Here is a 13,175-nt window from a genome sequence, read left to right as displayed (position 1 = left end):
TCCTCCTCGTTATGCCGGCAGATGCGGCGTGTCCGCGACCATCAGCAGAAACACGAACACCAGATAGTAAAGCGAATACTTGAAAGCGCCCATCGACCACTTGTTGTCGTCTTTCGCGGCGAACCCCTTGAGACACTGCCATGTCCAGATCGTAAGCAGCGCCAAGCCGCCGATCAGGAACACGATCCCGACGTAATCCAGCGTATACAGCAGCACCGTCGTCGGATAGAGCGCGATCAAGTAAGGCACCATCTGCCACTTCGTTCGCAGCACGCCCTTCACGACCGGCAGCACCTTATACCCTGCCTTCTGGTATTCGTCGCGCTTGCGAATGCCGAGCGCCCAGAAGTGCGGCGGCTGCCAGAAGAACATCAAGCCGAACAGCAAGATCGCGCCGAGATCGACCGCGTTCGTCACGGCGCAGTAGCCGATGACCGGCGGAACCGCCCCGGAGATGCCGCCTACGGAAGTGCTCCACGTCGACGTCGGCTTCAGCCAATACGTGTAGATGATCACGTAGGCGATATGGCCGACGATGCCGAGCAGCGCCGTCAGCGGGTTCACGAGGAAATACAGCGCCGCGAGCCCCGCGATGCCGAGCGCGGTTCCGTAAACGATCGCTCCGCTCAGCGGAATCTTGCCCGTCGGGATGGCGCGCTTCTTCGTTCGCTCCATCTTCTGGTCGTGTTCGCGGTCGAGCACGTTGTTGAACACGCAGCCCGAACCCATGATCAACCCCGAGCCTATGAGCATGAACGCCAGATCGAACCAATCGATGCTCCACTTCGACGCGACCCAGAAGCCGCCGAACGCGGTAATGAGATTGGTCATGATCATGCGCGGTTTCGCCAAGTTATAGTAGTCTCTCCAGGAGGCGCGTGTCGTCGGCGTCGCCGTCTCATCCGCGCGAGTGGCCGAGGCTTCGTTCATTATCGGTTGATCCACGTCTGGCCGTCCTCCTTAAGTGAATAAAATCATACCTTATGATACCGGAGCCGCATCTCTTTCGCAACGATTCGCGCGGGCCGTTCAACAATTTGTCGGTTTTTGCGTAGACACGCACGCCCGAGGCGAACGCCTAATACATTATACGGTAAAGTTTCCGTTGCCTAACGACCCGACACGAAGGATGTGAGAACAAATCCAAGATGGCTGTCATTAAGGCGAACAGCGAGCATGTGAAGCTGCTTGCGAGACTGATGCGAGCCGAAGCCGAGGGCGAAGGCGAGCTCGGCATGCTGATGGTCGGCAACGTCGGCGTGAATCGCGTGCGGGCCGACTGTCTCGACTTCAAGAACATTCGAAACCTCCAGGACATGGTATACCAGCGTCCGGGCGGATTCGAAGCGACGATCAAAGGCTACTTCTATCAAGCCGCGCGGGATCGGGATATCCGCCTCGCCCGGCGCGCCGTCAACGGCGAGCGCACGCATCCCGCCTCGAACGCGCTATGGTTTTTCCGACCGTCGGGCGATTGCCCCGCTCAATGGTACGACCAAGCGAACAGCGGACGCTTCAAAGCGCATTGCTTCTTCGTCCCGACAGGCGAAGATTGCCCGCGCGTGTTCGGCACGTTTTAAGTTCATTTACTTATGAGAGGAAAGTGTTAACCCGTATGATGATGAACCGTCAACAATTCCCGGTCGCCCCGCAGGGCACCGCTCCGTTCTCGTACCAAGGCGCTCCCGCATACCCGACGACGTATCAAGGCGCTGCTCCGCAGACGACGCCCCCGATGCCGAGCGGAGCGATGATTCCTACCGGCGGGATGGCGACGCCGCCTGCGGCGCAGCCCGTTTTCGAAGAATCGTATATCGAAAACATCCTTCGCCTCAACCTCGGCAAGATGGCCACCGTCTACATGACGTTCGAAAACAACAGTCAATGGAACGCGAAAATTTTCAAAGGCCGGCTCGAAGCCGCGGGCCGCGACCATATCATCATCAGCGACCCGGCGACCGGCATGCGTTACCTGCTGTTGATGATCAACCTCGACTACGTCACCTTCGAGGGCGAATTGAACTACGAGTATCCGGGGTTTACGTCCGGTATAGGTCGTTAACGAGAAGGAGCCTCCCGCATGGGAAGGCTCCTTTTGGTTGAAGCTATGGGTCGGGAACGTGTATGCTCGAACCAGAGACACAAGGAGGGAGACATCGAATGGATACCGCAACCCACTTCGCGTTCGGCTTCGGGCTCGCCGGCCTCGCCCAGATCGATCCGAACGTATCCGTCGACGCGTGGACGACCGCGGCGGTCATGATCGGCACCGTGGCGGGCTCGCAGGCGCCGGACTTCGACACATTGATCCGCTTCCGCGGGAACGAGCTGTACGTGCGCCATCATCGCGGCATGTCGCACTCGATACCGGCTTGGTTTTTCTGGACCGCGCTCATTAGTACGGCCGTCTGGCTCGCGATTCCGGCCGTCCCGTACCTGACCCTGGCCGCTTGGGTGTTCGCGGCGGTATTGCTGCACGTCGCGACGGACATGTTCAACACCTACGGCACGCAGGCGTTCCGTCCGATCACCCGGCATTGGGTCGCCTGGAACATTATTCACATCTTCGATCCGTTCCTGTTCGGGGCCCATCTTCTGGCGTTGGCGCTGTGGGCGCTGGACGCCGTTCCGGCCGTCGTCTTGTTCCCGACGCTGTACGGGGTCCTGTTGTTGTATTACGTCTGGCGAACGGTCGTCCACATCCTTACGGAGCGGACGCTGCCGAAGCGCGATCCGACGGGACGCGAGGGCGACGAGTATACGGCCATCCCGACGGTGAATTGGAGCGTGTGGAACGTCGTCCGGAAAAATCGGGAAGGCAACTATACGATCGGCGTATGGAGGAGCGGCCGGCTGAAGTGGACCGACGAGTATGTGTGCGAGTCGTCGCCGCTCATCGAGAAGTCCAAACGCCATCCCGCCGTCGCCTCGTTCCTGTCGTTCAGCTCTCACCCCTGCCCCCATGAGGAGCGCCGCGGCAGCGAAACGATCGTCCGTTGGCTGGACGCCAGGTACCAGCATCGAAAACAGTATCCATTCCTTGCCGTCGTAAAGTACAATGCTAACAAGGAGCCCGTCTTCAGCTACGTCGGCTGGATCAGCGAGGAGAAGCTCGAGCGCAAGCTGCAGGACGCTCCGTCAAAACCGATGCTCGTCGGCACCAGGTAGGTGATTTTCTATGAGCAAGCCGCTTTCTCTGTTGTTCGCGTCCCTCAGCCTCGTCTGCCTCATCGCGGCCGGGGCGTCGCTCAGCTATTTCCGCACCGGCTGGGCGATCTTCTTCCTGCTCGCGAGCTTCGCCGTCACCGGAGCCGGCATGGCGCTGAAGCGACGGCTGCAGCGGAAGTGATCCGCCGCCGCCGTCGACCTTCTCCTCGTTACGGGAGTACGAAGCCCATGCGTTCCATCGCCCGGCGCAGCGTCGCGTCGGCGACTGCGGACGCCTTCTCCGCGCCGCGCTTCAGCATCGTTTGCAATTCCCCTGAAGCGCGAATGTCGCGGTATCGGGTCTGGATCGGCTCCAGCACCTCTACGACCGCCTCCGCCAACTCCTTCTTGAACGCTCCGTAGCCTTGCCCCTCGTATTGCTTCTCGAGCTCCTTGATCGTCTTGCCCGAGAAGACGGAGTAAATTTCCAACAAGTTGCTGACCTCCGGCTTGTTCGCGCGGTCGAATACGATCTCGCGGCCGGAATCGGTCGTCGCCCGGCTGAATTTCTTACGGATGACGTCCGGCTCGTCGAGCAGCGAGATGAAGGCGCCGGGATTCGGATCGCTCTTGCTCATCTTCTTCGTGCCGTCGAGCAGCGACATGATGCGCGCGCCGACCTCGGTGTAATGGCCTTCCGGCACGACGAACGTATCGCCGAACCGCCCGTTGAATCGATTCGCCAGATCGCGCGTCAGCTCGAGATGCTGCGTCTGATCGTCGCCGACCGGGACCAGGTCCGAATCGTACAACAAGATGTCCGCCGCCATGAGCGACGGGTAGACGAACAAACCCGTGCCGATCGATTCCTTGCCGGCCGATTTATCCTTGAACTGCGTCATCCGCTCGAGCTCGCCCATATACGTCAGCGTCGTCATCATCCAGCCGAGCATCGCGTGCGCCGGCACCTGCGACTGCAGGAACAGCGTCGCTTTCTCCGGATCGATGCCGCAGGCGAGATACACCGCCGCGAGCGACTCCGTCTGTTCCCGCAGCTTCTCCGGATCCTGCGGCACCGTGATCGCATGCATATCGACGACCATGAAGTAGCTGTCGTACTCGTGCTGCATGTCGACGAACTGCCGAATCGCTCCGATATAATTGCCGATCGTCATGAGCCCGCTGGGCTGTATGCCCGAGAGCACCCGTTTCTTTTTCATCCTTCGACACCCTCCTTGATTTTTCCGAAAATGAACGCAAAAAAGGCCCCGTCCGCAAGGGACGTGAGCCGTGGTGCCACCCTTCTTCGCCGAAACGGCAAGCTTCGCTTGCGCCTTCGGCCTTGCGAGCTCGATATCGGGAGCCGTCCGCTTCCCCTAGCGCGCCGTTACGCGCGGTTCGGTTCCGTTCTCGGGGACCCATTCCCATCGCCGTTCAAGTCCGGCTTCTCAGCAATCCGCCGGCTCTCTGCGCTTGAACCCCCGCCATGGTACTTGTTCCCGTCATCGATTCGTAAATTTGCGTTTCGATTTTCCACATTATAGCGGAAAGGCGCCCGCCGCACAAGACCCCCGCGTCATTCGCCGTCCGCTCGGCGCAGCCGCTCCGTCCACGCCCGTATGAGCTTCACGGTGTCCGGCTGCAGCGGCCGGTAGTCGAGCGGCTCCGCGAACGCGAGGAACGCTTCGCCGAGGCGTCGGAGCGCGCGTCGATAATCCGTCAGCGGGATGCGGTACTCTCCCAGCACGCGGGCGCCCGACGGCGACTGATCGAGCTCCGTCCAGACGACCTCGCCGGCTTCGTGGCGGACGGCGAACGGCATCGCCCGGCAGTCCGGGTCGCCGCAGCCGCAGACGAAGAACGGCATCCGCTCCCAAGCGACCGCCGCGTCCGCGAACCGGTCCGGCCGCGTCTCCTCGAACGCGCTCGCGAGCAGCGCCGGCAAGCCGACGTCGATGCAGAGCGGCTCCTCGACGAGCGTCTCCCCTTCGGCGACGACGCGCACGTCCGCCTGGACGATCTGCAGCTCTTCGTTATGCGTCAAGCCTTCGTATCGAATGTCGAACACGCGTTGTCCCCCTTGCGTCGCCGTGCAAAAATTACCAGTTTTTCGCATGCGTATAATGTTTGGTTTGGCTCATACTACCTTCCAAGAGGGAGGTGATCACTCATGGGTACAGGTTCTAAATCCAATACGTTGGTAGTGCCTCAAGCGAACCAAGCGTTGGAACAACTGAAGTTTGAAGTCGCTCAGGAACTCGGCATCTCGATTCCGCAAGACGGCTACTACGGTTTCATGGCGACCCGCGACACCGGTGCGATCGGGGGTCACATTACTCGCCGCCTCGTGCAAATCGCCGAGCAGTCCTTGGCCGGTCAAAGCCAATCCCGCCGCTAATCCGGCGGAAGTACTTACGAAAGAAAGTGACTATGGAGACATAGTCACTTTTTTTCTTGACGATTCAGGTAAACGGCGCCGTCCGTAGAGGACGGCGAAGCCCTTTATCCTTGTTCTTCCGTAAACTTGATCACTTGCTGCACGACCGACAACGGAATGTTCAAGTCGACGTGCACGTCCCATAACGTGCGATTCGGATGAGTCCGCAAGTAGTCTCTGATTTCCCCGTACGTATCCGCGAACCATTTGGTACACTCCGCGCAAAATTGCGACTTTTGCCGTACATACAACGTTCCGCAGCGTCCGCAGTTTTGCAGATCCACTCGTCTTTCCACCTCCGATGATGTCGCCGCCGGCCCTCTACAGCGCCAAGAAATCCTCGACGTCCTTCTTCATTAACGCCACCGAACGTTCCCAGAAGTCCGGCTTCGTCAAGTCGACGTTCAGATGTTTCTTCGCGAGCGATTCGACGCTCATGCGTCCGGTATCCTGAAGCAGCGCGACGTACCGATCCTCGAAGTTCGCGCCCTCTCCCGAAGCCGTCGCGTAGATGCCCGTGCTGAACAAATAACCGAACGTATACGGAAAATTATAAAACGGAACTTCCGTAATGTAAAAGTGTAACTTGGACGCCCAGAAATGCGGGTGATACGAGGCTAGCGAATCGTGGAACGCTTGTTTCTGCGCGTCGACCATAAGCGCGTTCAGGCGCTCGGCGCCGACGGTGCCGCGCTTGCGCTCCTCGTAGAAGTTCGTCTCGAACAGAAACCTTGCGTGAATGTTCATCAGGAACGCGACCGAGCGCTGGATTTTGTCGTCCAGGAGCGCGAGCTTCGTCTCGCGGTCGCTCGCGTTCCGAATCGTCGCGTCGGAAACGATCATCTCCGCGAACGTCGACGCCGTCTCCGCGACGCCCATGGCGTAGTTCTGGGTCAGCTGCGGCTGATCGTACATGACGTGCGTGTGGAACCCGTGCCCGAGCTCGTGCGCCAGCGTCGAGACGTTCGTCATCGAGCCTTCGTACGTCATGAAGATGCGGGACTGCTTCTTCAGCGGGAACGACGTGCAGAAGCCTCCCGGCCGCTTGCCGGGGCGATCCTCCGCCTCGATCCAGCGATCCCGGAACGTCATGGCCGCGAAGTCGGCCAGCTTCGGCCCGAATCGGCGGAACTGGTCGACGATGAGCGCCGCGCCGTCGTCGAAGCCGATCTTCTCGCCCGCCTTGCCGATCGGCGCGTCGAGATCCGTCCATCCGAGCTTGTCGATGCCGAGCAGCTCCGCCTTCTTGGCGAAATAGTCGAGCAGGAACGAACGGTTGCGTTCGATCGCGCTCCACATGCTGCCGAGCGTCTCGGGGGACATCCGGTTCAAATCCAAGGGCTCCTTGTGGACGGAGTCCCATCCGCGATGCTTATAGGTCTGCAGGCGGAAGCCGCCGAGATGATTCAGCGCCTGCGCGCAATAGTCGGCATGCTTCTCCCAAGCGTTCTCCCAGGCTACGAACGTCCGGTCTCGCACTTCCTTCGACGGATGGTACAGCTTGTTCTGCGCCTGGCCGGCGGAGAGCATCGTCGTGTCTCCGTTCTCTTCCTGGAACGGCACTTCCAGCAGGCTGACCGTCGTGTCGTACAGCTCGGACCAGCCGTGATAGCCGTCGACGGCGAGATCGTTCAGCAGCGTCTCGAGCTCCGGACTCATCTTCTCGAGCGCTTGCGCCCTTCGTTCGGTGAGCGGGAACGCGACGGGCGCGAGCGTCGGACGCCGCATCCACTCGTCCCAAGCATCCTGCGGCGTCGCCGTGAGCACGAGATCGAACCGCGTCAGCCGCGATTCGAACGCGGCCGCGAGCGACCGGATCGCCGAGCCGAGCGCGACGGCTTTCTTGTCCTTCTGGTTGGCCGACGCGAGGCAGCTCGCGAACGCTTCGGCTTCGATCAAGCGGGCCTGCAGCGATTCGAGCTCGCCCGTAAGCGACTCCAACGCCTCGGCGCCCGGCGGCTTCGCATCCGCCGCAAGACGCACCCGCTCGCCGAAGCCGTCGATATCCTGTTCCAGCGCTCTGAGAAATTCGGCGAACTCCGGAGAGTCGCTTCCTCCCGGAAAGATGACGTCCAAGTCCCACGTATCGGGAAGCCGGTTCGCATTCGACATATGACATATGCTCCTTCGCACGGAATTCATTTGATATTACACTGGTCAATACGTAAACTAAAGCTAACTATATCATGATTGGGAAAGGATTGGTATTCATGCGTCCGCTGCAAATTTCGCCCGATACCGCCGTCAAGCTGGCGGCCAAGCTGAACGTTCCGTTGGAGCATCTTATGCATATGCCGCAGCACATACTGCTCGCGAAGCTCGCCGAGCTGGCCAAGTCCGAGGCGGCGGAAGACTCGGAAGATTCGGCAGCCTCGGAAAAGAAAGAAGAGCGCAAGGGAGAGTAACTACCTCTTCCCTGCGCTCTGACGCATCTCTTCCGGCAACTCCATCTTCGCGGCCAGCATATCGTCCCGGACGGTCGCCCATCCTTCCCGGCATGCCCGAATCATTCCCGCGTCCATGATCCGCTTATCGTTGATCACTCTCGAAAACCACTTCACCGCGTCCGGATACTCCTTGAGGCGCCGGTGAAGCTCGCCGATCAAGTACATCAGTCTCGCGCCGTTCATCTCGGCCCCTTCGCTCTCGTACACCTTCACGTATTGCTCCAGCGCGTACCGGAGAAACCGCTGCTCCCCGTCTTCGTCGCCTTGGTATCGGTACAACCAGGCGATGTGATGCAGAATGCCCGCCACGACGCGCGGCCGCTCGCCGACGACCTGCGCGCTGAGCAGCGCCAGCTTATAGACGAACATCGCGTCCGTCAGCGTCCGCTTGCCGCCGTAGTCCTTCACCGACCACGTCGCCGTCACCTTCTCGCCGAACGCGGCGCGCTGCCGCTCGTTCATCGACGGCCCGAAGCTGTCCGTCGAAGCGAAGCCGCAGGTCGGGCAGACGCATACGACGTAAAACTCGGGATTCTCGTGACCTTCTTTATAATAAGTGCAGAAATCGGTATCGGTCTTTACTGCTTTCTTAAAGCTAGGCCGGACGCGCGACGTCTGGAATTCTCGCCGGCAATGCAAGCATACGACGGCTTTCCGGTATAAGGGCTCCATACGGTTCGTCGCCTCCGTTCATCAGCTTTCTACTGTGCCGCTAATACTTGTATTCTTCCTCGGATGGTTCTTTCAGCGCCTCACGAATGACCCATATAAAGAGACAAGCCAGACAACCTGCCACGACTCCGGTCACACGAACCACTCCCATCGATGGCGATCAGTAGGTACATTATACCACGCAGCAGCCGAAAAATCACCGAATATTTGGGGATTTCCCGCCGACGGGACGCGTCATCGCGGCAGGGTCGTCCGCATATATTGAGGTACGGAGGTGAGCCGTTCCCATGCGCTCCGATACGATCCGACTGCGTTCCATCGTTCCGCCGGCCGCGATGTCCGTCGCCGTCCTCGCCCTCGTGCTGGCTTTCCCGCGGGAGAGCGTCGAGGCGGGTCTGACGGGCGTCGCCATCTGGTGGGACGTGTTGTTTCCGTCGCTGTTTCCGTTCTTCGTCGTCTCCGAACTCATGCTCGGCTTCGGCATCGTGCACTTCTTCGGCAAGCTGCTCGACCCGATGATGCGCCCGCTCTTCCGTCTGCCGGGACCGGGCGGCTTCGTCATGGCCATGGGCTTCGCCTCCGGTTACCCCGTCGGCGCGCGTCTGACCAGTCAACTCTGGGACGCCCGGCTCGTCAACCGCGGCGAGAGCGAGCGTCTCGTCGCCTTCACGACGACGGCGGACCCGATCTTCCTGATCGGCGCCGTCGCGGTCGGCTTCTTCCACGACGCGACGCTCGCGCCGCTGCTCGCCGCGGCGCATTACGGCGGCGCCGTGCTGCTCGGCTTGCTGCTGCGGCTGCAAAGCCGCGGCGAACCGTCGGGCGAGGCGTCCGCCGCGGCGGACGACGGGCGGAAGCGGCCGCTGCTGCTGCGCGCCTTCGACGCGATGCACGACGCCCGTCTCAGCGACGGGCGTCCGTTCGGCGAGCTGCTGCTGGACGGCATCCGCTCGGGGCTTCGCTTGATCGTCGTGGTGGGGGGACTCGTCGTCTTTTTCTCCGTCGTAATCGAGGTGCTTACGCTCGCCCGCGTCGTGACCGTTATGCAAGGGGTCGTCGCGTTCGCGCTCGGCCTGTTCGCCATTCCCGCGCCGCTCGCCGAAGCCGTCGTGAACGGCCTGTTCGAGGTGACGCTCGGCGCGAAGACGGCGGGCGCGGCGACCGGCATCTCCTTGCAGGCGCAGGTGGCGATCGCTTCGTTCGGCCTCTCGTGGGCTGGCTTGTCCGTGCACGCCCAAATCATGAGCATCGTGTCGCATATGCCCGTCCGATACGGCAAGTATGCGGCCGCGAAAGCCCTTCAAGGCCTGTTCTCCGGCGCGATCGCGTACTTCGCCTGGCCGTTGTTCGCGCCGTTCCGGGAATCGGCGGCCGCTTGGATCCCGGCCGCGTCCCCGTCCGGGTGGAGCGCCGCCGCCGCGTATGCGCCGTTCGCCGGACTCGCCTTCTTGGTCTCGCTCGCCGCGGTGCCGGCCGTCTACGTCCTCTACCGGCTGCTGCGCCCGCTCGTCCGCCCTCGTTGAGTTCCTTCGCCGCATCCATTATGATGGAGGGGAAGAGAGGTCCGCCGCCGGCTCGCCGCGGTTCTCGCCTCTCTCGTGTCATCTGGAGGTGCGCCTTGAACTACTGCGTAATGGATCGCGGCGACGAGCTGTCCCGCGAATTGACGGAAACCTTCGAGCGTCTCGCCTCGGAACGAGGACTTCGCCGCGACGAGACGACGCCCGACGTCGTGCTCTCGATCGGCGGCGACGGCACGATGCTGCACGCGTTCCATCGGTTCCGGGAGCGCCTCGACGACATCGCGTTCGTCGGCATTCACACCGGGCATCTCGGCTTCTACGCCGACTGGAAGCCGAACGAGGTCGCCGAGCTCGTGCGGCTGATGGCCGACGGCGGGGGCCTCGCGGACCGCGTCGTGAAATATCCGCTGCTGAAGATCGAAATCGCCACGAGCGCCGGGACCGATTCGTATCTCGCGCTCAACGAGTTTACGCTGAAGGGCGCGGACGCGACCCTCGTCGCTCAGCTGAATATCAACGACAAGCCGTTCGAGATGTTCCGCGGCGACGGCATTTGCATCTCGACGCCTTCCGGCAGTACGGCCTACAATAAGAGCTTGAACGGCGCGCTGCTGCACCCGTCGCTCGAGGCGATCCAGATCGCCGAGATCGCGTCGATCAACAACCGCGTCTACCGGACGGTCGGCTCCTCGCTCGTCCTGCCGAAGCACCATCATTGCGACATCCTGCCGCGCAAGGAGCAGAAGCTGCTCATCACGGTCGACCACCTCGCGATCCCGTACGATTCGGTGCTTTCCGTTCGCGGCACGGTGTCCGAGCAGAAGGTGACGTTCGCGCGGTACCGCCCTTTCCCGTTCTGGAACCGGGTGAAGGAAGCGTTCGTCGGCGACACGGTGAAATAACTCGATCACGCAGGAAAAAAACCTCCCCCGAGCTCTTCGTCGCGGGGGAGGTTTTTGGCGTGTCGCGGTCGTGTCAGCTCAGGCGTTGCGCCCGCAGCGCCCCGCTGCTTTCGAAGAACGCTTCCAGCCGCGACCGTTCTTCGGGCGTGAAACGTCTCAGCGGCTGCCGAGCCGTCGGCGTTCGCACGATGCCTTGAAGATAGAGCATATACTTCTCGTACGGAATAACGTCGTATCCGACCATGTGGGCGATCACCCGGTTCGCTTCGGCTTGCATCGCTTGCACCGTCCGGCCGCTCTTCCACCCGTCCTCGGACAGAAGCCGATGCATTCCGACGAAGAGCCCCGGCATTATATTGAAGGTGCTGCCGATCGCGCCGTCCGCCCCGGCGAGGGCGCCGCTCGCGTACACTTCGTCATGCCCGTTGAAGATGAGGAAATCCTCGCCGCAGCGCGCGCGGATTTGCTGCATCTCGAACAGGTTGAGCGACGTGAACTTGACGCCGATACACTGCGGGTTGCGGCTAAGCCCTTCGTAGAAATCTAACGAAAGACTGACACCGGTCGCGCCGGGAAAATGGTACACGATCATCGGCGCGGCGACGGACGCCATAATAGCCTCGTAGTGCCCTTGGATTTCTCTCGGCGAGAGCTTATAGTAGAAAGGCACGACGGCCGAAATCGCATCTACGCCTTGTCGTTCGGCATGCTTCGCGAGCGCGATCGAATCCATCGTTCCGATGCAGCCGATATGCGCCAAGACGACGGCCCGCCCGGCGGCGGCGCCGACGACCGTCTCCAACACCCGCTGGCGCTCCTCGCCGGTCAACAGAAAGCCTTCCCCCGTGCTCCCCCCGACATAAAACCCTTTGACCCCTTGATCGATCTGGTGCGTCGTCAATCGAACCAACGAGTCGTAATCGATGCTCCCGTCCTCGTGCATCGGAGTGACCAACGCGGTATAGATACCGCCGAACGTCTCTTTCCGCTGGCTTGCGCTCATTCGGTTTTCTCTCCGTTTCTTCTGTCTTATTCATTCCTGAGTACGAAATCTTCTTCGCGAATACTATATCCCCGGATCTGACCTTTCGGAGCGTCGTCCACGATATACTGCACGACGTAAATTTCCCCGTCCTCGAATTGAACCCAACCCGAGTATCCTAAGTCGGCGGCGGGGCTGCGATCGAAATCGATCGGCAAGATCCGGGTCCACTGCTCGCGACGTTCCGTCGCCCGAGCCGACGCTTGATCCGTCAGCGCCGCGAAAAAATTTTGCGTCCACGTGCCGAGCCAGCCCTTCCCGCCCTGCATAAACCGGTAAGTAATCAGAACGCTGCCGCTGTTCAGCAATCCGGCGACCGGCCGATGGCAGCCCGGCAGCGGCATCCGGTACACGCCGCTCCAGCTTTCCCCTTGATCGTGCGAAATCGCCTTGTAGCAATCCAGACCCGATCCGGAATTTTCCCGCAGGAAGGCGACCAACGTGCCGTCCGCGAGCGGCAGGATGCTGGCTTCGCAAAGCTTCAGTTCCGGATCCGAAGCCACGATGATGGGCTCCGACCAGCGCTTTCCTTGATCGTCTGAGTAGATCAGCCGCTGCGCGCCTTTCGTATGAGCGGACAGCAGCCACCGGCCGGAAGGGAGCTCGCAAAGCTTATCGGGTACGATGCCATCGAGCGGCGTCTCGATCGGTCCCGACCAATTCGTCCCTTCGGCGTCCCCGATCCATAAGAAATTTCGCCCTCCGTTCTCCTTCTTTTCCGAAATGCGATCTCCGACGATCACCAGCCTTCCGTCGCGGAGCCGGGAAATCCGGGCGCAGTTCCAGTACGGCAGCCCGTTCGTCAGCTCGGTCAGCGGTCGCTTATTCTCCCATGTTCGCCCCCGGTCCGCGCTCTCGACGAGCATGAAGCGGGTCTGCGAACGATCCCCGTGGTGCGTGCATTGCGAGAAGACGCAGACGAGCTTGCCGCCCTCCGTCAGCGCCGCGTCCGGCCACGCTTCGTACCAATCGTCGTCGCGGCTCACCGCGAATTTCCGTATCATG

The 13,175-nt window shown here is 61.2% G+C and carries 16 protein-coding genes; 8 read left to right on the top strand and 8 right to left on the bottom strand.

Annotated elements, in window-relative coordinates; genetic code table 11:
• Positions 1 to 9: 9 nt before the first annotated feature.
• Positions 10 to 945, bottom strand: coding sequence for a heme o synthase (cyoE, locus tag FE782_RS03505; RefSeq protein WP_138192564.1), 936 nt, complete (start codon positions 943 to 945; stop codon positions 10 to 12).
• Positions 946 to 1,148: 203 nt separating this feature from the next.
• On the opposite strand from cyoE, the gene FE782_RS03500 reads away from it, so the two are divergent.
• The 4 genes from FE782_RS03500 (at position 1,149) to FE782_RS32200 (ending at position 3,349) form a co-directional block, all read left to right on the top strand.
• Entirely contained in the window at positions 1,149 to 1,580 is a 432-nt protein-coding gene (locus tag FE782_RS03500) for a cell wall hydrolase (RefSeq protein ID WP_138192562.1), read from the top strand.
• Between the two features lie 35 nt (positions 1,581 to 1,615).
• Positions 1,616 to 2,062: a spore coat protein GerQ gene (gene gerQ / locus FE782_RS03495; RefSeq protein WP_238392333.1), complete on the top strand. Its 447-nt coding sequence runs from the start codon at positions 1,616 to 1,618 to the stop codon at positions 2,060 to 2,062.
• Positions 2,063 to 2,160: 98 nt separating this feature from the next.
• Positions 2,161 to 3,168 carry a metal-dependent hydrolase gene (locus FE782_RS03490; protein ID WP_138192560.1) on the top strand — a complete coding sequence of 336 codons (1,008 nt, stop codon included), beginning with the start codon at positions 2,161 to 2,163 and terminating at the stop codon, positions 3,166 to 3,168.
• Between the two features lie 10 nt (positions 3,169 to 3,178).
• The gene (locus tag FE782_RS32200) at positions 3,179 to 3,349 is read left to right on the top strand and encodes a DUF5325 family protein (protein WP_158299238.1); all 171 of its coding nucleotides are present in this window, start codon (positions 3,179 to 3,181) and stop codon (positions 3,347 to 3,349) included.
• 28 nt (positions 3,350 to 3,377) lie between these two features.
• Here FE782_RS32200 and trpS read toward each other — a convergent pair whose 3' ends face one another.
• Together trpS and FE782_RS03480 are read right to left on the bottom strand one after the other, a co-directional pair.
• Positions 3,378 to 4,367 carry a tryptophan--tRNA ligase gene (gene trpS / locus FE782_RS03485; protein WP_138192558.1) on the bottom strand — a complete coding sequence of 330 codons (990 nt, stop codon included), beginning with the start codon at positions 4,365 to 4,367 and terminating at the stop codon, positions 3,378 to 3,380.
• 356 nt (positions 4,368 to 4,723) lie between these two features.
• Complete coding sequence (locus tag FE782_RS03480; RefSeq protein WP_138192556.1) at positions 4,724 to 5,215, bottom strand: hypothetical protein; 492 nt, start codon at positions 5,213 to 5,215, stop codon at positions 4,724 to 4,726.
• A 102-nt stretch (positions 5,216 to 5,317) separates the two neighbouring features.
• Between FE782_RS03480 and FE782_RS03475 the strand changes: the two genes are divergently transcribed.
• Positions 5,318 to 5,545 carry an alpha/beta-type small acid-soluble spore protein gene (locus tag FE782_RS03475; RefSeq protein ID WP_138192554.1) on the top strand — a complete coding sequence of 76 codons (228 nt, stop codon included), beginning with the start codon at positions 5,318 to 5,320 and terminating at the stop codon, positions 5,543 to 5,545.
• 104 nt (positions 5,546 to 5,649) lie between these two features.
• Here the strand turns inward: FE782_RS03475 and FE782_RS03470 are convergent, their stop codons facing one another.
• Positions 5,650 to 5,868: a hypothetical protein gene (locus FE782_RS03470; protein ID WP_138192552.1), complete on the bottom strand. Its 219-nt coding sequence runs from the start codon at positions 5,866 to 5,868 to the stop codon at positions 5,650 to 5,652.
• A 37-nt stretch (positions 5,869 to 5,905) separates the two neighbouring features.
• The gene (locus FE782_RS03465) at positions 5,906 to 7,696 is read right to left on the bottom strand and encodes a M3 family oligoendopeptidase (protein WP_138192551.1); all 1,791 of its coding nucleotides are present in this window, start codon (positions 7,694 to 7,696) and stop codon (positions 5,906 to 5,908) included.
• 98 nt (positions 7,697 to 7,794) lie between these two features.
• Here FE782_RS03465 and FE782_RS03460 point away from each other — a divergent pair, with 98 nt between their 5' ends.
• Positions 7,795 to 7,989: a YycC family protein gene (locus tag FE782_RS03460; RefSeq protein ID WP_138192549.1), complete on the top strand. Its 195-nt coding sequence runs from the start codon at positions 7,795 to 7,797 to the stop codon at positions 7,987 to 7,989.
• On the opposite strand, the gene FE782_RS03455 is transcribed toward FE782_RS03460, so the two are convergent.
• Positions 7,990 to 8,703, bottom strand: coding sequence for a DUF2225 domain-containing protein (locus FE782_RS03455; RefSeq protein ID WP_138192547.1), 714 nt, complete (start codon positions 8,701 to 8,703; stop codon positions 7,990 to 7,992).
• A 287-nt stretch (positions 8,704 to 8,990) separates the two neighbouring features.
• On the opposite strand from FE782_RS03455, the gene spoVV reads away from it, so the two are divergent.
• Together spoVV and FE782_RS03445 are read left to right on the top strand one after the other, a co-directional pair.
• A complete protein-coding gene (spoVV, locus tag FE782_RS03450; protein WP_202914472.1) occupies positions 8,991 to 10,226 on the top strand; it encodes a dipicolinic acid transporter SpoVV in 1,236 nt (411 codons plus the stop codon).
• Between the two features lie 95 nt (positions 10,227 to 10,321).
• Positions 10,322 to 11,128, top strand: coding sequence for an NAD kinase (locus FE782_RS03445; protein ID WP_138192545.1), 807 nt, complete (start codon positions 10,322 to 10,324; stop codon positions 11,126 to 11,128).
• 73 nt (positions 11,129 to 11,201) lie between these two features.
• Here FE782_RS03445 and FE782_RS03440 read toward each other — a convergent pair whose 3' ends face one another.
• Together FE782_RS03440 and FE782_RS03435 are read right to left on the bottom strand one after the other, a co-directional pair.
• Positions 11,202 to 12,131 (bottom strand): dihydrodipicolinate synthase family protein, encoded by a 930-nt coding sequence (locus tag FE782_RS03440; protein WP_138192543.1) that lies wholly within the window; start codon positions 12,129 to 12,131, stop codon positions 11,202 to 11,204.
• A 26-nt stretch (positions 12,132 to 12,157) separates the two neighbouring features.
• On the bottom strand, positions 12,158 to 13,174 hold the full coding sequence (locus FE782_RS03435; protein WP_138192541.1) for a sialidase family protein: 1,017 nt from the start codon (positions 13,172 to 13,174) through the stop codon (positions 12,158 to 12,160).
• Position 13,175 lies beyond the last annotated feature (1 nt).

The sequence above is a fragment of the Paenibacillus antri genome (assembly GCF_005765165.1).
GTDB lineage: Bacteria > Bacillota > Bacilli > Paenibacillales > YIM-B00363 > Paenibacillus_AE > Paenibacillus_AE antri.
The sequence above is the reverse complement of the archived record's forward strand: the minus strand, read 5'-3'. Positions and strand labels throughout refer to the sequence as shown.